The organism is Fretibacterium fastidiosum (assembly GCF_964642095.1).
Taxonomy (GTDB): domain Bacteria; phylum Synergistota; class Synergistia; order Synergistales; family Aminobacteriaceae; genus Fretibacterium; species Fretibacterium fastidiosum.
In genome coordinates this window covers 283,006-308,216 of the sequence record NZ_OZ209244.1, presented here as the reverse complement: position 1 = coordinate 308,216, position 25,211 = coordinate 283,006, and the positions used below count along the sequence as shown (strand labels likewise).

Below are 25,211 nucleotides of genomic sequence, written 5' to 3'. Positions count from 1 at the left end.
GAAGGGGAGGTGGCGTTGGGCGTGAAGGGCAAAAAATCCTGAACCGCAGCACAGACCGCTCACGTAAGGAGCTGAAACCGATTTGCGTCTCCTGCTATAATGGCAATATGTACTGTATAAGGTACTTTGTACGGTACGTATTCAGTTAAGGAGGCAATTTTCCATGTTCACCATTGATACGGCGCCTGCGACCCAGGTTCGGGAACGATTCAAAGACTACTGCGATGACGTGGAACGAACGAACAAAGCTCTGATTGTCACCCGCCGCGACAAGCCACAGGTTGTGGTGGTTTCTTTCGCGGAATACAACCGGCAGCTCAACAACGAACGTTACCTGGCGAAATTGCGCCGCAGCCGTGAAGAGCTCGATAACGGAGAGGGGCAGACCATGACCCCAGAGGAGCTCGATGCATTTTGATGCACGAAGATACCACCTTTTCGCCCACAGCACTCGAGGACTTTTCTTACTGGGCGCAAAACGACCGGAAAACGTTGGCGAAGATCAAAGCTCTCATTGCCGATATTCATCGAAATGGCTTGATGAGCGGTATCGGGAAGCCGGAGAAGCTTCTGGGGCAATCGGGCGAATACAGCCGACGCATTACGACCGAACACCGTTTGATCTACCGCCTCGATGAGGATCGTCTCAAAATCCTGTCTTGCCGCGGTCACTACCAGGAGTAAGAGCCGGGCGCGTTACGCCTGGCTCTTGTCAGCCTTTTTGAAAACTCCTTCCCCCCTTCAACTGTCCTGTCTGTGCTTGGCGAACGACGACGTTCTCATACCAATTCGCGTTTAATATGGATTGCCTCCCCTTGCAGGGGGGCCTTTCTTGCCCTTTAGACGCAAATTGGTATGAAATTGAAAAAAGCGATGAATTGACAACCTCTCCGCCCTGCGTGTATACTTTGTATACATTTGACGCAAACGCACTGCATCAATACAACAGCACAGGGGCATCAATTTTCCAAAAACGCGCAGAGCGACGCGCGGGGAGGAGGAGTCGCGATGGAGGACCGAATCTCTCTCGAGGGCAAGGTCGCCGTGATATCGGGCGGTGCCGGAGGCATCGGGCTTGGGACGGCGCGGGTGCTTGGACGGCACGGCGCGTCCGTGGCGCTGCTGGACCTGAAGGCGGAGGCGGGAGAGGCAGCCCGCGCCGAACTCGCCGGCATGGGCATCGACGCCATGTTCGTCCGATGCAGCGTCACGTCGGAGGCCGAGGTGACGGCGGCCGTGGACGCCGTGGTCGGGAGGTACGGCAGGATCGACGTTCTGTTCAACAACGCGGGCGTCACGGTGCGCAAGACGGTGGTGGACCTGACGGAGGCGGAGTGGGACTTCGTGCTGGGGGTGGGCCTGAAGGGGACCTTTCTGCTCTCGAAGCACGTCATCCCCGTCATGGCGAAGGGCGGCGGCGGCAGCATCATCAACACCGGGTCCGGCTGGGGCCTGAAGGGCGGGGACAAGGCCGCGGCCTACTGCGCCGTGAAGGGCGGCATCGTGAACCTCACCCGGGCCATGGCCATCGACCACGGCCCGCAGAACATCCGCGTGAACTCCGTCAACCCCGGCGACACGGACACGGACATGCTGCGCGACGAAGGCCGTCAGCTGGGGGAGGAGGAGGGCGCGTTCCTGAGGGATTCCGCCAGGGGTCGGCCGCTGGCGCGCCTCGGCACGCCGGAGGACATCGGCCGCGCCGTGCTGTTCCTGGCCAGCGACCTGTCGTCGTGGGTAACGGGCGCCGCCCTCGTCGTGGACGGCGGCGGCATTGCTTAACGGACGGACCGGGGAGGTCTTATCGATGTCAAAACGCAACGTCCCCTACATACCGAACTCGGACCCCGCCATCCAGGCCGGAATGCTGAAGGCCATCGGGGCGCGGTCCATCGATGAGCTGATCGAGCGGAACATCCCGAAGGAGCTCCTGATGAAGGAGCCGCTGAAGCTCCCGGCGCCCTTCACTGCGGAGGGCGACTTGGTGCGCCACGTGTCGGCCATCCTGGACAAGAACCGCACGGCGCAGGAGCTGACGTGTTTCCTGGGCGCGGGCTGCTGGAACCGCTACGTCCCCGCGCTGGTGGACGAGGTGATCGGTCGCTCGGAGTTCCTGTCCGCCTACGCCGGAGAGCCCTATGAGGACCACGGCCGCTTTCAGGCCTGTTTCGAGTACGAGAGCATGATGGCGGAGCTCCTGGACTGCGACGTCGTCAACGTTCCGAACTACGACGGCTCTCAGGCGGCGGGCACGTCGCTTCGCATGGCGACGCGCGTGACGAAGCGCGACGAGGTGCTGGTCACGGCCGCCCTGAACCCGGACGTGCTGCAGGCCGTGAGGACCTACCTCGATCCGGACGTCGCGCTGACCCTCGTGGACTACGACCGGAGGACGGGCCGGGTGGACCTGGCCGACCTTGAAAAGAAGCTGAGCCACAAGGCCGCGGCCGTCCTGGTGATGAACCCGAACTTCTTCGGCATCGTCGAGGAGGAGGCGGAGGAAGCCGCCCGAATGGCCCACGGGGCGGGCGCGCTCTTCCTGGTCTACGCGGAGCCCTCGCTGCTGGGCGTGATGAAGCCCCCCTTCCAGTACGGCGCGGACATCGCCTGCGGCGACATCCAGGGCCTTGGCATCCACATGAACTACGGCGGCGGCGTGGCGGGCTACATCGCCTCGGAGGACCGGCCCGAAATCGTTCGGGAGTACCCCTCGCGCCTGTTCGGCCTAGCTCCGACCACCCACGGGGAGTGGGGCTTCGGGGACGTCATGTGGGAGCGCACGTCCTTCGCGAACCGCGACCACGCCAAGGAGTTCGTCGGCACCCACGCCGCCCTGTGGAGCATCGCCGCGGCCGTCTACCTGGCGAGCATGGGGCCGGAGGGGATGCGCGAGCTGGGGCAGACGATCCTGCAGCGCAGCCTCCTGGCCCGCAGGCGCCTGGCCTCCGTGCCCGGCCTGACGGTCTGCCCCCTGTCCGGAACGCCCTTCGCGGAGTTCGTCGTCCGGTTCGAGGGGCGGAGCGTGGCCGAGGTGAACGAAGCGCTTCTCGCGCGCGGCATCCTGGGCGGGTACGACCTCGGCGCGAAGTTCCCGGAGCTGGGGCAGTGCGCGCTTCTCTGCGTGACGGAGCGCACGACGGAGGAGGACATCGACGGGCTGACCGCGGCCCTGACGGAGATCCTGGGCTGAGGGGGAGGCGTTTTTCATGGACAAGATCGCGGACAAGAGGGATACGAGCCTGACGAAGTTTCACCAGGCCAGTTGGAACGAGCCCATCATCTACGAGCTGAGCGTGAAGGGGCAGCGCGGCGTGCTGGTCCCGCAGGTGTCGGAGAAGGTGGCTCTGGAGGTTGGGGACGGCGTGTCGAGCCTTCCGGCCTGCATGAGGCGCGAGACGCCGCCGGACCTGCCGGAGATCGGCCAGCCTCAGCTGGCGCGGCACTACAACCACCTGTCCCAGGAGAACCTGGGGGTGGACAGCAACATCGATATCGGCCAGGGCACCTGCACGATGAAGTACAGCCCCAAGGTCAACGACCGGCTGGCCTCCGGCCCCAAGGTGGCGGACATGCACCCGCTGCAGCCCGATGGAACGGCCCAGGGCATCCTGGAGATCGTCTGGCGGCTGGGGCGTCTCTTCGGCGAGATTTCGGGGCTGGAGTGCTTCAGCGTCCAGCCGGGCGGCGGCACCCACGGCGTCCTGGCCCTGGCCTCCATCGTCCGGGCCTACTGGCAAAAGAGGGGAGAGGAAGGGCGGGACACCGTCATCACCACGTTCTTCTCCCATCCCTCCGACGCCGCCTGCCCCATCGTCAAGGGGTACAAGGTCATCGTGCTGCCTCCGGACGAGGAGGGGCTGCCGGACCTGGAGGCGTTCAAGGCCGCCCTGGACGAGCACACGGCCGCCCTCTTCATGACGAACCCGGAGGACACGGGCATCTTCAACCGCCGGATTCGGGAGTTCACGCGGCTGGCCCACGAGGTTGGAGCCCTCTGCTGCTACGACCAGGCCAACGCCAACGGCCTTTTGGGGATCACCCGCACGGTGGAGGCGGACTTCGACATGTCCTTCTTCAACCTGCACAAGACCTTCTCGTCCCCCCACGGCTGCGGCGGCCCCGCCGTGGGCATGATCACCTGCCGGAAGGAGTTTCGCGACTGTATGCCCGTCCCGCTGGTGGAGCACAGCCCGGAGCGGGGGTACTACCTGGACTTCGACCTGCCCCACACCTGTGGAAAGGTCAAGTCCTTCTGGGGCGTGGCTCCGGTGGTGGTGCGCGCCTATGCCTGGATCATGAGCCTGGGAGCGGAGGGCCTGAAGGAGGCGTCCCGCGTCGCTATCTTGAACAACAACTACTGCATGAAGCGAATCCTCGACATCAAGGGGGCCTCCATCAGCTTCCCGGCCCACGCGCCGCGCGTGGAGCAGGTGCGCTACAGCTGGCAGAAGCTGAAGGAGGACACGGGCTTCGGCACGGCGGACGTCTCACGCCGCATCCCGGACTTCGGGACGCACTACTGGTCCAGCCACGAGCCCTGGGTCGTCCCGGAGCCGTTCACCATCGAGCCCAGCGAGTCTTACTCCAGGGAGGACCTCGACGCCTACTGCGACGTTCTGAAGGAGATCGCGCGGGAGTGCTACGAGGAGCCGGAGGTCATCCGCGCGGCCCCGCTGAACAGCACCGTGCACCACACGAGCCACGATTACTTCGACGACCCAGAGCGCTGGGCCCTGTCGTGGCGGAACTACAGGCAGAAGTACACGGGCTACTTTCAGCCTCGAAAGAAATAGATGAAAATCGCCTTCCTCGTCAACCCCGTGGCCGGGATGGGGGGCGCCGTGGCCCTGAAGGGGACGGACGGCGCGGAGACGCTGCGCAGGGCGCTTGCGCTGGGCGCCGTCCCCCGCGCCCACCTTCGCGCGGGGGCGGCCCTCTCCGCGGCCCTTCCCGTTCCCGACGGGGTCCGCTTCCTGTCCTGCGGCGGGGAGATGGGGGAGGCGATCCTGGCGTCCCTGGGCATCCCCTGCGGCGTCGTCTACGCGCCGGAGGGGAGGACGAGCGGCGAGGACACCCGGCGGGCGGCCCGCGCCATGGCGGAGGCCGGGGCGGACCTCATCGTCTTCGCCGGGGGAGACGGCACGGCCCGCGACCTGTGCGCGGCGCTCGAGGGCCGCGCCGTCCCCGTGATCGGCGTTCCGGCGGGGGTCAAGATCCACTCCGCCGTCTACGGCGTCACGCCCGTCCGATCGGGGCAGCTTTTGGCGAAGTTCATGAACGGCCAGGTGCGGGACTTCACCCGCGCCGACGTGATGGACATCGACGAAGAGGCCTTTCGTCAGGGGCACGTCAACGCCCGGTTCTACGGCTGCCTGACGGTGCCTTTGGACCGGAGCTGCCTTCAGGACCGAAAGTCGGGGGGCATGGCGCGGGACGAGTACGACCGCACGGCCATCGGCGCCTGGCTGGCGGACCAGATGCGGCCGGGGCGGCTGTACCTGGTCGGGTCCGGCACGACGACCCAGGCCGTGATGGACGCCCTGGGCCTGCCGGACACGCTCCTGGGCGTGGACGCGGTGAGGGACCGGCGCCTGGTGGGGCGCGACCTGACGGAGCGCGCGATCCTTGAGATGGCGAGGCCGGGGGACACGACCCTCATCGTGACGGTCATTGGCGGTCAGGGGCACGTGTTCGGCCGCGGGAACCAGCAGCTCAGCCCGGAGGTGATCCGCACCGCGGGGCGCGAGAACGTCGTCGTCGCCGCCACGCCGGCGAAGCTGAACGCCCTGTTTCCGCGCCCGCTCCTGGTCGATACGGGCGACGCGGACCTGGACCGGGCGCTGTCGGGCTACGTTCCGGTGGTCACGGGCTGGGCCCGCCGGCAGATGTGCCGGCTGTCGCGGTGAGCGGGGCCGCACCTTGTGGGCCCAGGGAAGCCGTGAACGCGGCCGGGAGGTTGACGGCGCCCTCAGCAGGGGACGAGGGGGCATTTTGAACTGAGAACGGCACGGAGGTGTTAGGATATGGCGCGTTATGAGGAGCTCGAGGGGCGGCGCGTGATGGTGACGGGCGCTGCCAGCGGCATCGGGCTGGCGACGGCCTGTCGGTTTGCGGAGGAGGGTGCGCGGGTCTTCGTCGTGGACTACAACGCGGAGGCCCTGGAGGAGACGCGGAAAGCGCATCCGGAGTTCGCCGGCTTCTCCCCCGCCGACGTTTCGAGGGAGGAGGACGTGGCCGCGGCCTTTCGGCAGATGGACCGGGAGCTCGGCGGCATCGACGTCCTGATCTCCAACGCCGGGATCAGCGTGCGGAACGGCGTCCTGGACGTGTCCTACAGCCAGTGGAACCGCACGATGGGCATCAACCTGGGAGGCATGTTCCTGTGCGCTCGGGAGGCGGGGCGTCGCATGAAGGAGCAGGGCGGCGGCGTCATCCTGATGACGGCTTCCACCAACGGCACGGAGGGGCACCGCTGGTACGCGGACTACAACGCCTCGAAGGCCGGCGTCATCCTCCTGACCAAGACGATGGCGCTTGAGCTGGCGCCCGTCGTGCGCGTCAACTGCGTCTGCCCCGGCTACGTCCTGACGCCCATGCAGCGCGCGGAGTACACGGACGAGATGCTGGCGAAGGTCAACGAGGGCATCCCCATGAAGCGCCACGCGGAGCCGGAGGAGATCGCCTCGCTCTACGCCTTCCTGGCGTCCGACGATGCCCGGTACATCACGGGTGCGGATGTCCGCATCGACGGCGGCGAGACCGCGGGGCTGTACTGACGCCGCGACGCGCTTGAACCACGGCGGGTCCGATGGGATAATTCTTAGAAGGCCCCCCTGCAAGGGGGGCTGCCCCGCAGGGGCTGGGGGGTGTTGAGCAGGTTAAAAGCAAACCCCTCCGCCTCACTCCGTTCGGCACCTCCCCTTTCAGGGGAGGCAGTCCTATAAAACGCGATTTGGTATAATCAGCGCTACCCTAAGTTAAGGAGTGAGCTTTTAATGATCGCACTGTTGAAACTGAGCCCTATCGCCGTCCTGGCGGGGATGATGATCGGCGGCATCGACATCCTGCTCTCCGCGCCCGTCGCCTTCGTCTGCGCCGTGCTCGTCGCCATGGCGACGGAGCACTACAGCTTCGGTGAGCTCCAGGACGCCGCGCTGGACAACCTGCGGCACTTCCTGATCGTGTTCCTGATCCTCCAGGCGGCCTACGCCGTGGCGGAGTGCTTCATGTCCACCGGGGTGGCGGCCGCCATCATCAACATGGCGCTCTCCATGGGGATGACGGCCAAGCTCGTGGCGCCGGCCTGCCTGGTCGTGACGGCGATCCTGTCCGTGGCGACGGGCACGTCCTGGGGCACCTTCGCCGCCTGCGCGCCGATCTTCCTCTGGCTGAACCACATCGTGGGCGGCAGCACGGTGCTGGTGATCGCGGCGGCGGTGGGCGGCAGCTGCTTTGGGGACAACATCGGCCTGATCTCCGACACGACGGTGGTCAGCTCCGGGATGCAGAACGTCTCCGTCATCGACCGCGTGCGCCATCAGGGCGTCTGGTCCGGGCTGTGCCTGCTGCTTGGGGTGGCCGCGTTCTACTTCGCCTCGGTCAGCATGGGCCTCTCGGACGTGGCGGGCAGCGCGGAGGAGGCCATCCGTCAGATTCCGGACACGGTGTGGGCCGCCCTAGAGGAGAAGCGCCCGGCGGCCGTCACGCTGCTGCATCAGGTGCAGGCCGGCGTGCCGTACTACATGGTGATCCCGCTGGTGCTGGTACTGATCCTGGCGGCGCGGGGCACCAGCACGCTGATCTGCCTGGCTGCGGGCATCCTGAGCTCCCTGGTCTTCGGCTTCGCCGCGGGGACGGTGACGAGCCTCGCCGCCTTCGGGGAGCGCGTCTACGCGGGCTTCTCCGACGCGGGGGGCTGGTCCATCGCCATGATGCTGTGGGTGGGGGCCTTTGGGGGCGTCATGCGCAAGATGAACGCCTTTGACCCCATCGCGGCTGCCGTGTTGAAGTGCGTGTCCAGGGTGCGGCAGCTGATGTTCGCCAACGCGGCGCTGTGCCTCCTGGGCAACGCGGCCCTGGCGGACGAGATGGCGCAGATCGTCACCCTCAGCCCCATCATCCGCAACCTGACGGAGCAGAACGTGGAGGGCGACCCGAAGGCCCTGTACCGGCTGGCGCTGCGCAACGCCACCTTTGCGGACGCGATGGCCGTGCTGGGCGCGGAGCTCATCCCGTGGCACGCCTACATGGCCTTCTTCGCGGGGATCGCCTGGGCTGTGTACCCGCTGGCGGCGGGGACCGTCTCGCTGGGCGACATCATCCTGCACAACTACTTCGCGTGGATCGCCGTCGGCTCCATGCTGATCCTGACGTGGACGGGGTGGGACCGCTTCGTCCCCCTCTTCGCCCTTCCGACGGAGCCGGAGGTGCGCCTCCGCAGGGCGGCGGACCCTGAGCCTAAGGAAAAATAAACCTTAAGACCCATGCGCAAAAACACCTTATCCTGTAAGATATAGCCAAGCCGATCTTCAGGTGGGGACACGTGAGGACGGTGGGCATCGTCGGCCAAGGCGGAGTTTTTCGATTCTGACGGCAGGGGAGGAGGTGCAAAACCCCCAGGATGCCACAAGGGACGGGAAGCCAGGGCGCTGGTCCGGCAGGGTGTTTCTCTCGACAGGGGAATGGGAAAAGGGAACAAGGCAACTTCTCCCGGACCCCCCGAATCGCAGGGTAGTGCCCCAGGGACGAGGACGGTGTATGTCAAAAGGTATTTTTGACAACCAAATAAGGGGGTTTCACAAGATCATGAAGAAGTTTGCAGCAGCAATTGCAGTTGCGGTGCTTTTTGCTTTCGCGGCGCCCGTGTTCGCGGCCACCAACCCGTTCATGGACGTTCCGATGAACCACTGGGCCTATGACGCCATCGGCCAGCTTGCCGCCCACGGCATCCTCTCCGGCTATCCGGACGGCACCTACAAGGGCAAGCAGCCCACGACGCGCTACGAGATGGCCTCTGCCCTCGCCCGCGCGCTGGCGGTCGTCGACATGACGAAGGCCAGCAAACAGGACGTGGAGATGCTGAAGAAGCTCGTCGTCGAGTTCAAGGACGAGCTGGAGGCTCTGGGCGTCAAGGTCGAGAACCTGGACGAGAGGGTCAGCCTGCTTGAGGAGCGCCTGGGCGGATGGCACATCCACGCTCGTTTGCGCCTCGACATCGAAAACTACGAGGATAGGGACGCTCCTGAGTCGGAGAACAAGGTCTATCTGAAGCAGGGACGCCTGTGGATCGAGCGGTGGTTCGGCGACGAGGAGAACCCCATGCACGCCGTGATCCGTCTGGACGAGGGGACCAAAAACTGGAGCCGTTTCTACGCCGAGATCCCGTTCTTCTTCGAGACGACGCTGACCGCGGGCCGTTTCGTGTGGGACCTTGAGGACGAGTACTACCTGGGTGGCGCGACGAGCCTTCCGGAGACGGGGAGTTTCGCGGCCTACGACAGCATCCTGACGGACCGGACGATGGACGCTCTCGGCCTCGAGAAGCAGTGGGGCATGGGCAAGTTCATCGCCTACGTGGCTCACCCCAGCAACGAGTACTACGACCGTGGTGGGAAGGCTCCCAAGACGCTGGGCGCGTGGGAGCTCTTCGCGATGGGCAAGCTCCAGTTCACGGAGCGCTTCGGCTTCGACCTGGGGCTGCAGGCCTTCCTGGGCGACAACGCGGAGTACATCGATACGGCGAGCAGCAGCGGGTGGAGCTTTGACAACCTGTGGACGATCTTCGCGGGCCTTCGCTTCAACTTCAACGACGACATCGCGCTGAAGGGTATCTTCTACCACCAGCAGCTGAACGGCGATGTCTGGGTGCCCGGCGCTGCAGGTGGAGTCTGGAAGGATGCGGACCTCGACAGCGCAAACCACTGGAAGCTGATCGTGGACGTCAATCAGGAGGCTCTGAAGTTCACCAGCCTGTGGCTGGAGTACGGCCAGATGGACAAGAACTTCATCGTCCCGGCGGAGCTTGGTGGGAACGGAGCACTGTTCACCACCGACGCGTTTAGCTACGTGCTTCCCGACGACCTGAAGTACTGGCGCGTGGCGCTGGGCCAGGAGTGGAACGACAAGTGGGCCACCCACCTGTTCTACAACGGCTACAACTTCGACACGGATGTTGACCTGACGGAGTGGGGCCTTGGCGTTCAGTACACCTACAACCCCAGCGTGAAGTTCGGTCTTAACTACGTGAAGATTGACTGGGACGACGATAAGAAGAATGACGACCACGTTCTTCGTTTCCGTACGCAGGTTGTGTTCTAGTCAAGAAAATCACGAACGATCTTGAATTATAAAGCGAGCGGGAGGCAAAAGCCTCCCGCTCGCTTTGTCTTTGCCCCCGAAAAACACGCCTCTTCTTTTCGCCTCCCCTGAAAGGGGAGGCAATCCATATTAAACGCGAATTGGTATGAATTGCTGCCCTTCATCGAGAAAACGGAACGGGGAGAAGCCTGCGCATCTCCCCCACCTCCGTTATTCCAGCGACGCAGGTGGTCTCTATGTAGCCCTTGCTTGGCTCTGGGCAGGCTTTGACAAGGATGAGAATTTTTTCTCGAGGCATGGCAAAGATCCTCCTATGAAGAAAATCACAATGAACTACAGCCTTGTTTATTTAGTGAAGACTAGAAAGCGTGTTCTACAACGGCCGTCAAAACTGATAAGATATATTTGCGCCACTTTCGGGAATGAAAACAATTCATTATTTTTATCCATCGCACGATAATTTGATCTGATATCCGAGGAGCTCCCCAAAGAGAAGTAGAAAGGGAATACGCAAAAAAATAACGGAGCATCTTGTAAAATTCTCTTTTTGTAAGTTGCGCAGGAGTTTTATAGATTTTCGCTATAAGATATGATTCAGGGAATGAATGCCAATCAGACCTAAACGGGGAGAGTATACATACAACGCGCCCTGTGGGATCTAAAGAGAAAACGAGAGCGCAACCATGCTCCGATGCAAGTTTTACCGAATTCTTAGGAGTTCCTTCATACACACAATGATTTTCCCAACGCAAGGTCATCGTCTTAAATTTTTGGGGGTGATCAGCATCCTCCCCAAAATCAGAAATAGGCTGAAGTATATGTTCTAAAGGACTTTTTTCTACTTCCCCGAATACTTCTCTTCCTCTTTTAATACACTCAAACCATTGAGACAGTCGATTTTCACAAGCCTTTTTGCCCTGTTTAAAGGCAATCCCAAAATGATATGTTAACCTATGTACAATATTAGGATTTACACAAAAAAAACAACAGAAACGATCAAAAACGACTAAAACGCAAACAGAATATCCCAAGCAGAGAAAGATGAACCACAACAACCTCAGAAAAATATCAAGTGAAAAGCTCCGTTCAAAAAAAAGAATTGTGCTACTGCTAATGAACAAGAGGCTAGAAGTTGCTTGAAAAATACGTTTTAACCAAAGTGTAAGGTCTTCTGGGATACAGAACAAGAAAAATGATTGAAAAACATCATATAAAACGTGAATACTTAACATTAATATAAAATAAAAAAACGGGATTATGCAATAAAAACTCCATGGCAAATACAAACCCAAACACCCCCTGATTCATTTCTCCATCACTTTCGACATGCGGCGGACGATAAAAGTCTGGTGCGAGCTGCCTACTTATACCAATTTGCGTCTAAAGGGCAAGAAAGGCCCCCCTGCAAGGGGGGCTGCCCCGAAGGGGCTGGGGGGTGTTTTTCATAAGACGCGCCTGTCTGACATTCCCCGTCAACGCCTCCACAAGGCAATCAATTGCCTTGCTTCGGCACAGCCGACCGACACGACGCCGACCGCCTGTCGGCGTCCGTAAGTCGTGTCGTCTGGCTGAACCCCTCCGGTTCGCTGACGCGAACCACCTCCCCTTTCAGGGGAGGCAATCCATATTAAACGCGAATTGGTATTAGGATAAGACTTCTGCATTATTCCTGAGATAGCGCCCCAAGATACCCGAGGGCAGGTTCTGAGCATTGCGGTCAAATATTTCGGAGGCGCCAAAGACCAGGAAAGAATCCTTTGCCCGCATACTGTCGCAAAGCTGCGTCCAAGCCATACGTGCGCACAGATCCACTAACGCAGAGAAAGAAACATGATCCTAGATTCGTCAGACAATAGAGAGGCTATTTCTCCCTTCTCTCCCTAAGCACACAGCTAAAAGCACTCCGAGCTAATCAGCCTCGTAGCTTTCTCTCACAGTAGACAACTTGGTTTGCCCAGTCGCTTCTGTTCCGTCTTCCTTATAAACCTTACAAGTTAGATTAGAATCGGAGTAAGAGTTTTCAAATTTCTTGATAAATTCTGAAACAGTAGAATTACCTTTTGTCGCGCGTTCACGTGGATATGCTTTCATTTTTCCATTTTCAGTATCGCTTATCTCCTTCGATGTTGCCTTATCAAAAACTCCAATCAAAAAACCTTCCACGTTATGTATGGCGGCCTTTCTCGTTCCCACTGTAGTCATAGATACACCCTCCTATTCAATACTTACTGCAACACTTCAACTTCATTATGTGACCATCCTGTTTGATACCAAGCTTTCCTCCTTTCATCTACGTTCCCCCCTATCACGCAGGCCAGGCAATGCCATCAGATCGTGGTCAATGCTCCAAACTTTTTCCGAAAATTCTTTTCACCGTGGTGGGAACGCATGTGTATCGGGCATACTTTTTACGCACATCGATTGCCTCTTGAACCCAGCAATTCAGATTCTCGTGTATTTCGTCGTAAGCGTCCCATTCCGACGGGTTCTTAACAGGTGCAACCGTGTACAACTCCAAGACTTGCTCATCTGATCTCAGCCAAAAAGAGCACAAGGGGTTTTGCCCCTGCAGTCCCTTGCTCGCCAAAGAGTCATTGACCGGGGACAGATTGTGAATATAAATGGCCATGAGCCCCCTGTTGGCATTCCAGGCTCTTTTAATCTCGTACTTGACCCATTTTCGACTTGCCGTCTCCGCGCCGATGAGGACGATGACGCAAGAACAACGCGCTATCTCCTCGTCAATCCACTTTCTGACGGCATCGTCACCCTTTTTCTTGATCTCTTCCCACTTGTTGGGCTCAACCGGCTCGTTACCCTCCAGAACGCCCATCTGTCGGATATTCTGCACACGCATGACGTCCTGTTTGTAATAAAAACTGTAGAACACCTTTTCTTTTACCTTGGTCATCAACAACCCCTCCTCACGAAGAACAAGACCAGCGCAGCGACCAGCATGACAGAATAAACGGGAAGCGTGCTGCGGGAGAACATGATACGAAAGACGCATTGTTCTTCTCCCATGAAGGGTTTGAAGGACATGTCGTAGGGATTCCCTGCCTCATCCCCAAGACGAACTCGGTCATAAAGGCGGCGAAAAAGACGCTCCATACGGAGATACCAGGAATCCATCCACCAAAAAACAAGCACCGCCGCAGCAAGAAGCCAGGGGACGCACAATACATGAGAGCCCTCCGCCGAGACAACAAACGCAGAAAGAGCGGAGAAAAGCGTCACCGCCCAGCCCTTACAGAGGAATGAATTACCCGCCATGCGATTGATTGCACCCTGGATGAAACCGAGGTGTGCCACCCTGTCGTAACCTTCAGGCATGTTCCTCCCTCCCTTAATCATACGGACCGTCCCCCAGCGTCCTCTTGCGACGGCGCAGGCAACCTCTCAGCGGTTGGCAGAATTCCCCTTAACTGACGCTCCAAAAATGCGTAAGTTTCAGGGGTGGGTGGAAGCTCCAAGCGCATCTCCCCTATCTGAAACACCACAGGGGCGTCACTCCCAGCCACAGGTGGCACAACATTTTTCCCCTCAGACTTCTCAGTTTTACCAGTTTCACAAAAAAAATAAGCGACAGGAACCCCCAGGGTCTGAGCAATTTGGGAGATCACTTCAACATCAGGGGTTGCACGTTGGTTTTCCCAGCGCCAGACCGTGTTAGTTTGAACACCAACAGCCTCCGCTAAAGCAGCTTGGCTCAATCTAAGGGCTTCGCGAGCCCGCTTAATCCTCTCTCCCACATTCATTGTCAACCACCGCACACACTCTACAATTTCGTAGACGGAAAGTCTATTGCCATATCAGATGATTTTCACCTACATAAAAGTTGTTTTATTAAGGGGAAACTTTGTGAAATGGCTAAAATATTTTCGAGAAAAACGAGGATATTCTCAAAGAGCCCTTGTAGGCAAGGTGGGAGTTCAGGAGAATACCTTATGGCGATGGGAAAATAAAAAATCTACTCCATCAGTAGGTATTGCTGAGCGTATCGCCAATATTTTGAGTGTCGAAACATCAGAGCTTTTGAACGGGCCGGCGGAGGAGTCACGAGAGTTCACCTTGATTTACGACAGAGAGGGGGATTTGAGAATGGAGGTCCTGAACATGGCAGCAAACGCGCCGGAGCAGCGCGTGATGTCCGTCTCGCCGCGGCGCATCGCCGCGATGGTCAACATCAAGACCGCGAACCTGAATCGCGAGGAGGCGAAAAAATTGATGCTGGACGAAATGGCCGAGCGGTTCGACGAGGCCTGGGCGCAGCAGGAGAAGTGGAAGGAGGCGAGGGCGTAAGAGAAATAGCCCCACGAGGGGGGCTATTTTTTGAACAGATCGGCGTGGGTTCCGGTACAAGAAAGAGCGAGGACGAGGACATCTTCGTACTTTCTGTAAATCAGAAGCCAATCTGGGGTGACGTGGCACTCTCGATGACCCAGCCATTTCCCTCTCAAGGCATGATCGCAGCAGCGCGCGGGCAATGGTTCGCCTGAAGCCAGCAGATCAATGGTTTCAGTCAGAAGAGAAATATCGAAGCCTCTTTTAGCAAGAAGCTTCACGTCTTTTCTGAAACGGGACGATGGCTTGATTTCATACATCGGCGAGAATGTCCGCCATCATCGCGGCAGCGCTTGAATAGCCTTTTACCGACGGGTCATGAGCGATACGTTCTGATTCCTTAAGCGCGGCCAGGGTTTCCTCGTTAGGCTCAGGGTCCTCCAGTTCGTCGATGAGTTGGAGCACCCGCGCGGCGTCCTGGTCCGAGAGATTGCGGAAACGGCGGTACAGGGCTTTCCGTTCAGCAACTTGGGCAACGGTCATGATCATCCTCTCCTTTCGGAGAGATTATAACAAAAGGGGCGTGGGGAATGTGAGGGGAAAAGAGACAGTGCAGTTTACGGCGAGACTCCCCTTTGAACGCACCGCAAACTGCGTTTTTTGGCTGCCGACCGGAACACGCGTCCGGGGCGGGAGCATCACCCTGGCGTCCCGGCCCTATGAGGACTGGCGCAGAAACAAGCAGATGGGGCGCGGGGGGTATGCGTTCTAGCCGAAGAGCTCGGCGTGACTGCCGAGGCGATAGAGGGTCAAGGTCTCCTCGTCCCGCTCATAGATAAGCAGCCAGTCCGGAGCGACATGACACTCCAGGCAGCCCACCCACTCCCCGACCAGGGAGTGCTCTCTATAAGAATCCGGCAGGGGGGCGTCCTGGGACAGAAGATCGATAACGGACTGAAGAAGCTCCATATCGCAGGAGCCGGAACGGGAAGAACGCTTGTAGTCCTTTCTGAAAGCCTTCGTCGTGAGGATGGATCGGGTCACTCCCCATCCTCCTCGTCAAGCGTGGCGAACATCGAGGCCGCGTTGTCGAAACGGCGGACTCCAAGCCCGGCTCGGCCGTCCCGAATCGCCGCGGCCGTCTCCTCGTTGGGGACGTTCAGCTCGATCGGGAGTGCTCCGGTCTCGGCAACCGTCGAGAAGAACGCACGGATGACCGTGCTGGCCGATACACCGCGACGGGCGAATACGGCATCCGCCTTGTGCTTGACGTCCGAATCGATGCGGGCCCGGATGACGGAATCTGTCTTCATGATACCCCTCCTTTGCACAATGTAGCTACATTTTATCGCAGGCAGGGGATATCGACAAGGCAATACAGTACAACAGCGAGACTGCCCATCATGAAAGGAGGCGGGATGGTGCAGCGGTATCGGAATCAGATAAACGAGGCGGCGACACCGGCGGCGTTCGGGCGGAATTACGTCGACGGCGCCGCGACGGGCGTGAACGTCGCCGGGGCCATCGCGGGAGCGGGCGACGAGCTCCGCCGGTTCGCGGAGGTCCGCAAGCGCCAGCAGGACGAGTGGGACGCCGCGACGGTCATGAACGCTCAGACCGAGTACGCACGGCAGATGGCCGAGTGGATGGACGACCCCGAGACGGGGAAGCTCCAGACCCTGAAGCTGGGGGCCGCGCGGGGACTGACCGACGAGACCTTCCAGTATGCCGACGAGCTGGCGGAAAAGATCGCCGGAGGCCTGGAGAACGAGAACCAGAAGGCCGCGTTTCTGCGGATCGCCGAGCGCGCGAAGCTCCCGTATTGGAAGCAGGCGAGCGAGTACGAGGGCGAAGACCCCCCCGGACAGCCGGAACCGCTCCAGCCTCTCCCCGATCGGCGAGGGCAGGGGGTGCAGGCCCCCGCCGCACCCAGACAGAAGCGCTCCAAGATGATACCGGACGGGACACCGTATGACCCCCCTGCCCCTTCGGGGCACCCCCCCTTGCAGGGGGGGCAAAAGAGTGGGGCTTCGGCTGTCCCCTCCTTGCAGGGAGAGCAGGGAGGGGACAGCCGGGCTCTGGGGGGCCGGATGCTCCCCGACGTGAAGGCGCGCCGGACGGGAAAGTTCGACGACTGGCGGGGGTACAGGAACGGCAAGCACAACGGTGAGGACTGGGCGGCGCCCGAGGGGATTTCCCGCGCTGTCGAGGAGGCGGACTCCGACCTCGAGGCAGCGCGCATCGCGGTCGTCGTGTCCGAGGACCCCGTCGCGGCCCTGGCGATGACGGAAGGGTCGGAGTACCTGCTCCCCGACACGGCGGCGGGGCTCAGGAAAAAGCTCTCCGGAGAGGTGGAGCGCCTGGAGCGGCAGGCTGCGGCGGAGGCGGAGAAGGCGGCGGCCTACGCCGCCACGGATGCGCTCATGGACCGGTTTGGGACGGACGAGCGGGCCGCGTGGAATGCGATGGAGAACGACCCCTCGCTGGACCCCGAGACGCGCGAGCGCATCTGGGGTAAATACAAGGCGCGCCTCTCCGACCGGGAGCGCTGGGAGGCGCAGCGGGACCGCGACTACATGAGCGGCTGGATGGACAAGATCGCCGACAGCTCGAGCCTGGAGGAGGCGCAGCAGCTCATCCAGGACAGCGGGGCGGACGGGAAACAGCGCGTGCAGATGGAGAGATGGGCCGCACAGATACACCGCCCGGAGAAGTTCAAGGAAGACGTCCGGGATTGGGCACAGGCGTTCAAGGAGGTCACGAACGGGCAGATTAAGACGGACGAGGAGCTGATCTACCGCTGGGGTGGACGGCTCTCGTCCAGCACCATGAAGAGCCTGGTCAGGATGTTCTACAAGGAGAGGGCATCAGGGACCGGGAAGAAGGGCGCCGACTACGTGGGGTACAGCTTCTCCAAAGCGATAACGACCGCTATATTGAGGGGAATCTCACGGACGAGGAACAGGCCAGGCTTGAGGAGCTGAAGCCTGCTGTGCGGCAGATGAGGAAGCCTTCCCGGCTCTCCGATTTCTACAACGCACCGGAGCTCTATGCAGCATACCCGGAGTTGGCGGATGTTCGTGTCAAATTTCAGGGTATGGGAGGGAAGAAAAAAGGTGCTTACAGCCCGGCTAAAAACGTGATCACCCTCAACGCTTGGGTTCGTGGTGAGGATGCGAGGACAGCACTGATCCACGAAATTCAACACGCGATACAGAACATCGAAGGGTTCGCCAGCGGGGGGAACCTGGAGAAGGGGGGCGAGCGATATCACCGCCTTGCAGGAGAGGTGGAGGCCCGGAACATCGAGAAGCGCACGCTTTTGACGGATAAAGAACGCAAAGAGCGTTTGTTGGCCGAAACGGAGGACGTGGCACGGGAAGATCAGATCATCCTGGAAGAGATGATAGAGGCCCCAAATCCACGGGAACGCAAAGTGCGGGCAAGGTAAGGAGGCAGGCAGAGGAAAAGTTTTAAAAAATGGGCTGTTCACCCCTCCGCTGCCTTTAAATACGGAAATATCTTCCCGTTCTCACAATAACCCCGTCAGCGTGAGCTCGCACCCACACCCCCTCTCGCCTATTGGCCCGGCGTTCTCCCGCTCATTCCAGCGAGATAGCCAATTTCTTGAGCTTCCGGTACGCTCCCAGAAACCAACTCCCCACAACTCCCCCTTTCACCTGCAGCACAATGCGGCGCGCATGGCGCACCATACGCCCTATGCTCGTGTAAAACAAAAATCGCAGCGTCCTGGGACGGTAACTCCTCAACGCTTCAGGCAGAAGCAGACGCTTTAACAAACTGTGCAGCGACAGAGACAGCACCGACACATTCCACCAGAACGCGTTCGACCCAAATCGGTGCGAGATGACGTGCCCGCCGGCCAGGTCCTCCTTCAGGATGCGGTGCACTTCCTCTGACTTGCCGCACCGCTCACGATACCAACGGATTACCGCTCCTCCCTCCCAATCCAACAGGTTCGTCACGATACCAAACACCTTGTATACGTGGCCGCCAAGCTCCGTCAGATGCAGCTTCTTCACCTTGGCGTTCTCAGACTCCAGGTCGTCGATCAGCTCCGGTATGAACAGCTGCCGTGAGTCCTGCAGCTCCTGAGACAGTCGAAGCTTCTTTCCCGATCCCTCCAACTCGAATGCCTCGCGAATGGCAAGAAAACGGTACGTCGGACCTTTCTTGTCGAGACTCAAAGACTGTGGCGCATAGATGACCTCCGCCCATTCCTGGCCGTTGCCCAAAGGGCGCCAATCCTTCTCACAAACTGCCTCCACCGCCTCCCTGAAATCCCTGTATACAGGACACGATATCGCAAACTCGATCACCCCGAAACGCGCATCCTGACCCTCTGCCAGATAGCGCAAAAGATGCGTCTGGTAACCCGCACTGTCCGAACGGTACCTCACCTTCCTCACTCCCGCAGGAAGATGCGCCAGTACCCCCTGCAACTGCTCCAGCTGTCCGTGCCCAGGCTTCACATTCCCGTCCCGGTATTCCGTCGCCACAGGCAGGTCGTACTCCGGACAGTACACGTTCAACGCCTCGTAACTCCGTTTCCCCTGGTAGTTGTACAACGCCCCGCTCGTCTTCGTCTCGATGAACGTCGCGTCCTGGTCCAGCGTCAACTCCTCCTGCACGGACGCCTCGAACGCGCACCTCAGAAGATGGCGGTGCACCTCCTCAAACCCCCTCAGCGCCTCATTCGATGCCGGGACAAAGGAACGGCCATGACCCCGCTCCCGGTCCTTCGATTCGTTATGAAAACAGCTGGCGTAGTCCCGGGCCGACGTCGGAGATGGAAACGGCAGAGAGACTTTCTTCAGCCCCGCCTGCTCCTTCAAAAACTTCAGGTGTTCCACGGCTCTGCCGCCGCTGAGGTTCAGCAGGACCATCGACAGAAGCTGCTCGGAGTCCCGGTACCCTTTGTGCTTCCGGATTCCTATGGAAGTATCGATGATTTCGTCAAGATGGAGCCGGTTCCAAAGTTCGATAACGGGGAAAAGGCCGGCAAAAGGGGTGATGTCCTGCATCTTGTCCGTCGTCGTAACCTCGATTTTTGGTCGTTTGTATGGCATAATGGTCTTCGCACCTCGCAGGTGATGGCTTATTGTTTGGTGACTTAAGCTTAACACTGTTTTTGCAAACAGTCCCTGCAAGGTGCTGTTTTTTTGCCCGCGGGTTGGGGGGTGAGGTGTCGTTGATCAGTGATCATGTCACCCTATAAGTAGTGAGAGAAAATGTCACCTCCCGCCGCGGAAGGCAGGTCTTTGCCCAACCTGGACCATAGTCAAGAAAAAGGACAGGCTAAGCGAAGGAATCATGATATGGGCGTAGTCTGTTTTTTAAACACGTCCTCCTTTTCGTCGGGCGAGAGGTTGTTATTGGCGGAGTGAGGCCGCTTTGGATTATAAAAACCCTCAATATACACAAAAGCGAAACGCTTCAATTCCTCCTGGTCTCGAAAATGCCTCCGAATTCAGTTCCTCTTTCTTGAAGAATTTAAAGAAAGATTCCACAACCGCATTGTCGTAGGGGTAGCCAGGCGCAGAGAACGACTGCACGATATTCCTCTGGTCCGAAAAGCGTCGGAACAGTTCCGACGTATACTGACACCCGCGGTCGGAGTGAAACAACACCGATTGAGGGCGTCCTCGTTTGAGGTACGCTTCTTCTGCCGTCTCCATCACCAATTGTGTGTCTATTTTGTCGCTTACACGCCAGGCGATCACCTTCCGAGAGAACAGGTCCAAAACAACGCAGACGTATTTTGCTTGATTGTTGTAGGGCTGATGTATTTTTTCCGGCTTGTTTCTTTTGGAGGGCAGCCCAAAATTTTACACCAAAGGAATTTGCTTGGTGGCTGAATGTGTGGTTTGGAGTTTTTTTGCCTTGGTAGTAGTTTTCGGCTCTTTTCTTTTGCTATACCAAGCTGCTTCTTTACGTTAAAGAGCGAGGCGTTATGATGGTGGCTTTGTATTTTGGCTTAGTCTGATTGGGCTTGCGTTCTTCAACCAAGTGGATGTTGAATTTTTGCCCTTTGGCGACAAAGATTTTACCTGAGGCCACATCTTCAAGGAAAGCATCGTCGGTGATGGTAAGTGCGACGGGGACGACTTTCCCCTCCCACACCAATTTCCAGCCTCGCTTGGATTTGTGGAAAGACGGTCTATCCAATTCTGCGATGACATCCAACTCTCTTTCGATGGGGGCTTCGTCCAAGTCCAAATCGAAAAGTCCCAGGTCATCCTTGGTGAGGATCGTTGCTTCCTGCAAGCCTTCATCGTCTTTACGGAAATAGCAGATACGCTCAATACCTGGTGTTTGAAGAATTTGGGTATGTTGTTTGATGTATTTACGTAAAACCGAGTTACAGATGGCCTCGTATAGCTTTAACGAGATGGTTTCTTGTGTGCCATCCTCCAAGTAAAGCGTGATTATATCCTGGTGCTTTTCGGTTTTGCTGATTTTACGATTTCTGAGCCAACGAAATAGAGCGTAAATGCCAATGCCTAAAGGAGCATAGCCGGCCAGCTTCAGAATATCGTCCAAAACAGCAGTCAGGGGATTGTTGGCTAAAAAATGGATAGCTTCCGCTGCTCTTGATAGATAGACGAGAAGATCGGCACTGATACAGTTTGCCTCCACGACCTTAAGTTCAAGGCGAACAGTGAATTCAAAGCCGTAAAGGACTCTAGATGTTTCTTTAAGAATGTGCGAAGCGGCCATAATGCTTTTACCAAATGCTTCGGCGTCGATGGAATGAGATTCTAAAGCGGCCCCTTCATAAGTGATGCGGATGGAGGCGGAAGCAAGGTCGTTACGATTATCCTGCAAGACCAACACCGTCCTGATATTGATTGTTGGGAATACTCCCCTCACGGGAAGTTTAGAAGGTGCATAGTGAAACAGACTTACCTACGAATCCCGGACGAGCTATACAAACGCCTTCGGCACGAGGCAGCCGAAGAGGATACCTCCGTGAATTACCCTTCGTTTCGAGTATGATGTGCCCGATTAGGGCGTTGTTTCTTTTGGAGGGGAACGCTCAGGAACTCACGGCTTCGTGACGACGAGAAAAACGCTTGATGCGTCGACCTCCTCCAGAAAATGGTCACAGCCGATGGCGTTCCCCAGGGCCTCCAAATCCTCAAGGGAAAAGGTCCTGGCCTCGAAACCGTCCCGACAGACGATGATGCCATCTTTCGTCCTGTCAGGATCGATTGCACCAAGAAGCCCTTTCTCTGCCTGTTCCTGGAACCAGGCCAGACGGTGCTCCCAGAACTTTGGGCTGTAGCTGCTGAAAAGAGCTCTGCCGCCGGGCAGCAGAACGGAGACTGCCTGTCGCACCAGGTTCAAAGGGTCTCCCTTCATGGCAGACAGTCCGTTCTGCAGGCAAAGTACGACATCGAACTCCGCGGCGAGGTGAAGGTGATGCGCGTCCATCACCTTCAGTTCTGCGTTCGGAACGTCCTTCAGGTACTCTTTGCCGAAGGCCACGGATGCCTCCGAGAGCTCTATCCCCACGATCGACGCCGTAAAGGGCGCAAGCTCCTTCACGATGCGGCCGTATCCGGCCCCCAGCTCCAGCACCCGCTCACGGCCGCTCAAAAAACTGCGCACAAAGCCGATCTCCGCCTCAAGATACTGACGGACCCTTGGCAGCCGCGTCCGATAGACCTCCTCCAGGTTTGCTGCGTTCATGTTTCGGGCGTACCAGTCTCCCTCTGCCCGTGCTTCGGCGATTGAGCCCATATCGAACCGACCTCCTCAAAGATGTTGAAAATCCGTTCGCTTCCCGCAACTCCAGCATAGCTTCCCTTCGAGTTGTTGTCAAATCTGGTGTATGGGTTCCGGAAGGGGTTAAAGAATGGCGTATCCGGGTAGAATCGTTATATTCCCGACAGTGCCTGTTCCTGAAAACAGGAGGATATGCCGTGAATAAAGATACCACGAACAAGAGCACGGATCGGGAGAGTTTTGAGAATAGACAGCCGTCTGTGCTTCGTCAGGGGGCTCGGAGGATGCCGGCCTCCGCCGAGGCGTGTGCGACGTGTCCCCGACAGGGCGCTTGCCGCGGCTGGAGGGGCCCTTTGCGTCGGAATCGCGGGCGTAGAAAAGTAGAAAAGGAATCCCTGTGAGTTTTTGTATGGCTTACTTCTTACATTATTTTACTGTATACTCTGTATCGGATAGGGGAGTGGTGGCATGGGCAGGAGAGAGCGATAACGTTTTGTGTCGAAAATCGGTCGTTCCGGCGCTTACCGCTCTGCTGTTTCCCAACGGTGCGACGATGGCGACCGTGTTGAGGGCATCCATGGAGCGATATGCCGCGAAGAATGCCCATCTGTTTGCCTCCGGGCGGAGGCTGGCGGGGAGGACGCGACGAGATGAAAGCACTGTCGATAAAACAACCCTGGGCGAGTTTGATCGCCGGCGGGTATAAGACGATCGAGTGGCGTTCATGGAGAACGCACTATCGAGGGCCGTTGCTGATTTGTTCGGGAAAAACTCCAGACGATATCTATTTTGAATTTGACCCTGATGAGGCGAGGCAAAATTGGCCTCTTGGTGTCGCGGTCGCAACGGTCGAACTGGTCGAGGTTCGCCCGTTTGAGCCCAAAAAGGATGCCGAGGCAGCGATGATGGAGGAAGACGCTCTGCCCTCTGTGCAGGGATTTTCCTGGGTGCTGGAGAACCCTGTAGTGGTGCCGGACACCCCGCCGGTTCGCGGCAAACAGGGGCTTTTTGAGGTCGTTTTGTAACCCCTATAGCACCTTCTGTGGCCTGTAAGGAGCATCAAACGAAGGGTATCCTTCAGCGCTTCCCTAAAATAACATGGGGCTACGCCCCCCTTAGGGGAGGGGTGTTTTTCATAAGACGCGCCTGCCTGACATTCCCCGTCAACGCCTCCACAAGGCAATCCATTGCCTTGTGGAGGCACAGCCGACCAACGCAACGCCGCAATCGCTGACGCGATTGCATAAGCTGTGTCGTCTGGCCGAGCTGCGGAAGTCCCCCGGACTTCCTTCGCCCTCAGCCGACCGACACGACGCCGGCCGCCTGTCGGCGTCCGTAAGTCGTGTCGTCTGGCTGAACCCCTCCGGTTCGCTGACGCGAACCACCTCCCCTTTCAGGGGAGGCAATCCATATTAAACGCGAATTGGTATCATTTGAGCCCCAACATCAACGCAACGGCTCCTGGATGAGCAAAACGTCGAGAGTGAATTATATGGCCGTTATGATGATCGTTGAATGGTTAGAATGGCGGTCCCAGCGGGGTTCGAACCCGCGTCGCAGCCTTGAAAGGGCTGTGTCCTGGGCCTCTGGACGATGGGACCGCGCGATGGTGAGCCGTGTGGGACTTGAACCCACGACACCCGGATTAAAAGTCCGGTGCTCTACCGACTGAGCTAACGGCTCAAGGCGTCTGAAACAGACACCATGGCATTATATCATAACAATTTGGAAAGAGGGGAAAAAAGTGCCCGCGGAGGCGCCGACACCTCCGCGGGATGAAGGGGTCCGTCCGCGCCCTGTCGCGCGGCCCCATGGAAAGTGCCGCCGTCGCGGTGACTCCGTTATGGACGGACGCCCGGCGTCTCATCAGTACCCGCTAGTACCCGCTGTGCTTTGACATCAGCGCGTCGTACTTGCCGCCGCTCTCGTCCACGTAGAGCACGTCCGCGGACTCGGCCGCGGGGCAGAACTGCATCAGCGTGGCGGTCCGGGCTGCTGCGTTCTCCTCCTTCAGCTTGGCGTCCTGGTCCGCCTTGCCGGCGAGGCCGTACTTCGCCATGATGGGGCGAAGGTTCTTCAGCATCACGATCCCCATCTGGAAGTTCTCCAGGTCCTTCTCCCCAGCCTCCTGAACGCAGCGCGCAAACTCCTCGTTGGTCATTTCATCCACCTCGATGATCAAGTCGTCCCCGTTTTTAACGGGCCTATCGCTGACCCCCGCCGATCAGTGGGATCAGAAAGTCCTTCGCAACCTCGTCGGCCCTCTCCTTGCCGCAGAGGAGTTCGAGCAGCTTCAGCGCGAAGAAGGGCGTGATGGCCGGCCCCTTCGCCGTGGTGACGTGTCCGTCCGTCACGACGTTCTCGGTGCCGAGGATCGCGCTGGGGATCTGGGGCTCCATCCCCGGATAGCAGACGGCCCGGCGGTCCTTCAGCACCCCGGCGCGCTCCAGCGCCAGCGGTGCCGCACAGATGGCGGCCAGGCGCTTCTTCGCCGCGTCGTACTTCTGCACCAGCGTTCGGAGGCCCTCATGCCTGGCGTACTCCACCGTGCCGCCCGGAACGACCAGCATGTCGAAGTCCTTGTCCTTCGCGTCGTCGAAGAGCGCGTCCGCCCGCACGGAAACCCCGCGGCTGCTCACCGCGTCGCCCCGTCCCGTCAGGGAGACGGTCGTGACCTCCACATCGCCCCGCCGCAGGATGTCCACGGTGGTCAGGGCCTCGGTCTCCTCAAAGCCATCGATCAAAAATACCGCTGCGCTTGCCATAGACAACACCTCCTGGGGGCCATTGTCCCCCATCTGGGGCGTTTAGGCAAGCGAAAAAGGGCCTGCCTCATGGGCAGGCCCCGGTCACTCCCG

The 25,211-nt window shown here is 59.0% G+C and carries 29 protein-coding genes, 2 tRNA genes and 1 pseudogene; 14 read left to right on the top strand and 18 right to left on the bottom strand.

Annotated features, from left to right (window positions below; translation table 11 throughout):
* Positions 1-163: 163 nt before the first annotated feature.
* The 9 genes from ACK28C_RS01360 to ACK28C_RS01320 all read left to right on the top strand — a co-directional run bounded on the left by ACK28C_RS01360 (position 164) and on the right by ACK28C_RS01320 (position 10,317).
* The gene (locus ACK28C_RS01360; RefSeq protein WP_015555893.1) at positions 164-418 is read left to right on the top strand and encodes a type II toxin-antitoxin system Phd/YefM family antitoxin; all 255 of its coding nucleotides are present in this window, start codon (positions 164-166) and stop codon (positions 416-418) included.
* Complete coding sequence (locus ACK28C_RS01355; RefSeq protein WP_015555894.1) at positions 418-684, top strand: Txe/YoeB family addiction module toxin; 267 nt, start codon at positions 418-420, stop codon at positions 682-684. Before ACK28C_RS01360 ends, ACK28C_RS01355 begins: the two co-directional genes overlap by 1 nt.
* Positions 685-1,008: 324 nt before the next feature.
* A complete protein-coding gene (locus tag ACK28C_RS01350) occupies positions 1,009-1,782 on the top strand; it encodes an SDR family NAD(P)-dependent oxidoreductase (RefSeq protein WP_015555895.1) in 774 nt (257 codons plus the stop codon).
* Between the two features lie 25 nt (positions 1,783-1,807).
* The gene (gcvPA, locus tag ACK28C_RS01345; protein ID WP_015555896.1) at positions 1,808-3,190 is read left to right on the top strand and encodes an aminomethyl-transferring glycine dehydrogenase subunit GcvPA; all 1,383 of its coding nucleotides are present in this window, start codon (positions 1,808-1,810) and stop codon (positions 3,188-3,190) included.
* 16 nt (positions 3,191-3,206) lie between these two features.
* On the top strand, positions 3,207-4,793 hold the full coding sequence (gcvPB, locus tag ACK28C_RS01340) for an aminomethyl-transferring glycine dehydrogenase subunit GcvPB (protein WP_015555897.1): 1,587 nt from the start codon (positions 3,207-3,209) through the stop codon (positions 4,791-4,793).
* Positions 4,794-5,906, top strand: a complete 1,113-nt coding sequence (locus tag ACK28C_RS01335; RefSeq protein ID WP_015555898.1) for an ATP-NAD kinase family protein — start codon at positions 4,794-4,796, stop codon at positions 5,904-5,906.
* A gap of 117 nt (positions 5,907-6,023) precedes the next feature.
* The gene (locus ACK28C_RS01330; RefSeq protein ID WP_015555899.1) at positions 6,024-6,776 is read left to right on the top strand and encodes an SDR family NAD(P)-dependent oxidoreductase; all 753 of its coding nucleotides are present in this window, start codon (positions 6,024-6,026) and stop codon (positions 6,774-6,776) included.
* Between the two features lie 219 nt (positions 6,777-6,995).
* A complete protein-coding gene (locus ACK28C_RS01325) occupies positions 6,996-8,471 on the top strand; it encodes a Na+/H+ antiporter NhaC family protein (protein ID WP_015555900.1) in 1,476 nt (491 codons plus the stop codon).
* Between the two features lie 334 nt (positions 8,472-8,805).
* A complete protein-coding gene (locus ACK28C_RS01320; protein WP_015555901.1) occupies positions 8,806-10,317 on the top strand; it encodes an S-layer homology domain-containing protein in 1,512 nt (503 codons plus the stop codon).
* Positions 10,318-10,477: 160 nt separating this feature from the next.
* On the opposite strand, the gene ACK28C_RS01315 is transcribed toward ACK28C_RS01320, so the two are convergent.
* The 6 genes from ACK28C_RS01315 to ACK28C_RS01290 form a co-directional block, all read right to left on the bottom strand.
* Entirely contained in the window at positions 10,478-10,615 is a 138-nt protein-coding gene (locus ACK28C_RS01315; protein WP_015555902.1) for a hypothetical protein, read from the bottom strand.
* Between the two features lie 61 nt (positions 10,616-10,676).
* On the bottom strand, positions 10,677-11,609 hold the full coding sequence (locus tag ACK28C_RS01310; protein ID WP_409152345.1) for a hypothetical protein: 933 nt from the start codon (positions 11,607-11,609) through the stop codon (positions 10,677-10,679).
* Positions 11,610-12,225: 616 nt separating this feature from the next.
* A complete protein-coding gene (locus ACK28C_RS01305) occupies positions 12,226-12,519 on the bottom strand; it encodes a hypothetical protein (RefSeq protein ID WP_208872515.1) in 294 nt (97 codons plus the stop codon).
* 136 nt (positions 12,520-12,655) lie between these two features.
* A complete protein-coding gene (locus tag ACK28C_RS01300; protein ID WP_015555903.1) occupies positions 12,656-13,228 on the bottom strand; it encodes a TIR domain-containing protein in 573 nt (190 codons plus the stop codon).
* Positions 13,228-13,650 (bottom strand): hypothetical protein, encoded by a 423-nt coding sequence (locus tag ACK28C_RS01295; protein ID WP_208872516.1) that lies wholly within the window; start codon positions 13,648-13,650, stop codon positions 13,228-13,230. Before ACK28C_RS01295 ends, ACK28C_RS01300 begins: the two co-directional genes overlap by 1 nt.
* A gap of 17 nt (positions 13,651-13,667) precedes the next feature.
* On the bottom strand, positions 13,668-14,075 hold the full coding sequence (locus ACK28C_RS01290) for a helix-turn-helix domain-containing protein (RefSeq protein WP_409152344.1): 408 nt from the start codon (positions 14,073-14,075) through the stop codon (positions 13,668-13,670).
* A gap of 58 nt (positions 14,076-14,133) precedes the next feature.
* Between ACK28C_RS01290 and ACK28C_RS01285 the strand changes: the two are divergent.
* Both ACK28C_RS01285 and ACK28C_RS01280 read left to right on the top strand, forming a co-directional pair.
* Positions 14,134-14,355: pseudogene (locus ACK28C_RS01285) on the top strand (helix-turn-helix domain-containing protein); the annotation flags it as partial.
* A 78-nt stretch (positions 14,356-14,433) separates the two neighbouring features.
* Positions 14,434-14,619 (top strand): hypothetical protein, encoded by a 186-nt coding sequence (locus ACK28C_RS01280; protein ID WP_409152663.1) that lies wholly within the window; start codon positions 14,434-14,436, stop codon positions 14,617-14,619.
* A gap of 23 nt (positions 14,620-14,642) precedes the next feature.
* Here ACK28C_RS01280 and ACK28C_RS01275 read toward each other — a convergent pair whose 3' ends face one another.
* From ACK28C_RS01275 to ACK28C_RS01260, 4 genes are all read right to left on the bottom strand, one after another.
* The gene (locus tag ACK28C_RS01275) at positions 14,643-14,921 is read right to left on the bottom strand and encodes a type II toxin-antitoxin system YafQ family toxin (RefSeq protein WP_208872519.1); all 279 of its coding nucleotides are present in this window, start codon (positions 14,919-14,921) and stop codon (positions 14,643-14,645) included.
* Positions 14,914-15,150: a hypothetical protein gene (locus ACK28C_RS01270; RefSeq protein WP_208872520.1), complete on the bottom strand. Its 237-nt coding sequence runs from the start codon at positions 15,148-15,150 to the stop codon at positions 14,914-14,916. Before ACK28C_RS01270 ends, ACK28C_RS01275 begins: the two co-directional genes overlap by 8 nt.
* Positions 15,151-15,369: 219 nt before the next feature.
* Positions 15,370-15,645: a type II toxin-antitoxin system YafQ family toxin gene (locus tag ACK28C_RS01265; RefSeq protein WP_243440544.1), complete on the bottom strand. Its 276-nt coding sequence runs from the start codon at positions 15,643-15,645 to the stop codon at positions 15,370-15,372.
* Positions 15,642-15,914 (bottom strand): type II toxin-antitoxin system RelB/DinJ family antitoxin, encoded by a 273-nt coding sequence (locus ACK28C_RS01260; RefSeq protein WP_015555907.1) that lies wholly within the window; start codon positions 15,912-15,914, stop codon positions 15,642-15,644. The genes ACK28C_RS01265 and ACK28C_RS01260 overlap by 4 nt, the downstream gene beginning before the upstream one ends.
* Before the next feature lie 105 nt (positions 15,915-16,019).
* Between ACK28C_RS01260 and ACK28C_RS01255 the strand changes: the two genes are divergently transcribed.
* Positions 16,020-17,585, top strand: coding sequence for a hypothetical protein (locus tag ACK28C_RS01255; protein ID WP_409152343.1), 1,566 nt, complete (start codon positions 16,020-16,022; stop codon positions 17,583-17,585).
* Between the two features lie 17 nt (positions 17,586-17,602).
* Positions 17,603-18,052, top strand: a complete 450-nt coding sequence (locus ACK28C_RS01250; RefSeq protein ID WP_409152342.1) for a hypothetical protein — start codon at positions 17,603-17,605, stop codon at positions 18,050-18,052.
* Between the two features lie 151 nt (positions 18,053-18,203).
* Here ACK28C_RS01250 and ACK28C_RS01245 read toward each other — a convergent pair whose 3' ends face one another.
* The 4 genes from ACK28C_RS01245 to ACK28C_RS01230 form a co-directional block, all read right to left on the bottom strand.
* Positions 18,204-19,691, bottom strand: coding sequence for a transposase (locus ACK28C_RS01245; RefSeq protein WP_409152341.1), 1,488 nt, complete (start codon positions 19,689-19,691; stop codon positions 18,204-18,206).
* 342 nt (positions 19,692-20,033) lie between these two features.
* Entirely contained in the window at positions 20,034-20,411 is a 378-nt protein-coding gene (locus tag ACK28C_RS01240) for a DDE-type integrase/transposase/recombinase (protein ID WP_409152628.1), read from the bottom strand.
* 142 nt (positions 20,412-20,553) lie between these two features.
* Entirely contained in the window at positions 20,554-21,450 is an 897-nt protein-coding gene (locus tag ACK28C_RS01235; protein ID WP_208872525.1) for a hypothetical protein, read from the bottom strand.
* A gap of 219 nt (positions 21,451-21,669) precedes the next feature.
* A complete protein-coding gene (locus tag ACK28C_RS01230; RefSeq protein ID WP_409152340.1) occupies positions 21,670-22,317 on the bottom strand; it encodes a class I SAM-dependent methyltransferase in 648 nt (215 codons plus the stop codon).
* 686 nt (positions 22,318-23,003) lie between these two features.
* On the opposite strand from ACK28C_RS01230, the gene ACK28C_RS01225 reads away from it, so the two are divergent.
* The gene (locus ACK28C_RS01225) at positions 23,004-23,378 is read left to right on the top strand and encodes an ASCH domain-containing protein (protein ID WP_015555911.1); all 375 of its coding nucleotides are present in this window, start codon (positions 23,004-23,006) and stop codon (positions 23,376-23,378) included.
* Positions 23,379-23,878: 500 nt separating this feature from the next.
* On the opposite strand, the gene ACK28C_RS01220 is transcribed toward ACK28C_RS01225, so the two are convergent.
* From ACK28C_RS01220 to ACK28C_RS01205, 4 genes are all read right to left on the bottom strand, one after another.
* Positions 23,879-23,954: transfer RNA gene (locus ACK28C_RS01220), tRNA-Glu, on the bottom strand.
* Positions 23,955-23,960: 6 nt separating this feature from the next.
* A tRNA-Lys gene (locus ACK28C_RS01215) sits at positions 23,961-24,036 on the bottom strand.
* 193 nt (positions 24,037-24,229) lie between these two features.
* Positions 24,230-24,514, bottom strand: a complete 285-nt coding sequence (locus ACK28C_RS01210) for a hypothetical protein (protein WP_208872526.1) — start codon at positions 24,512-24,514, stop codon at positions 24,230-24,232.
* Between the two features lie 43 nt (positions 24,515-24,557).
* Positions 24,558-25,118 carry a DJ-1 family glyoxalase III gene (locus ACK28C_RS01205; RefSeq protein WP_015555912.1) on the bottom strand — a complete coding sequence of 187 codons (561 nt, stop codon included), beginning with the start codon at positions 25,116-25,118 and terminating at the stop codon, positions 24,558-24,560.
* Positions 25,119-25,211: the final 93 nt, after the last annotated feature.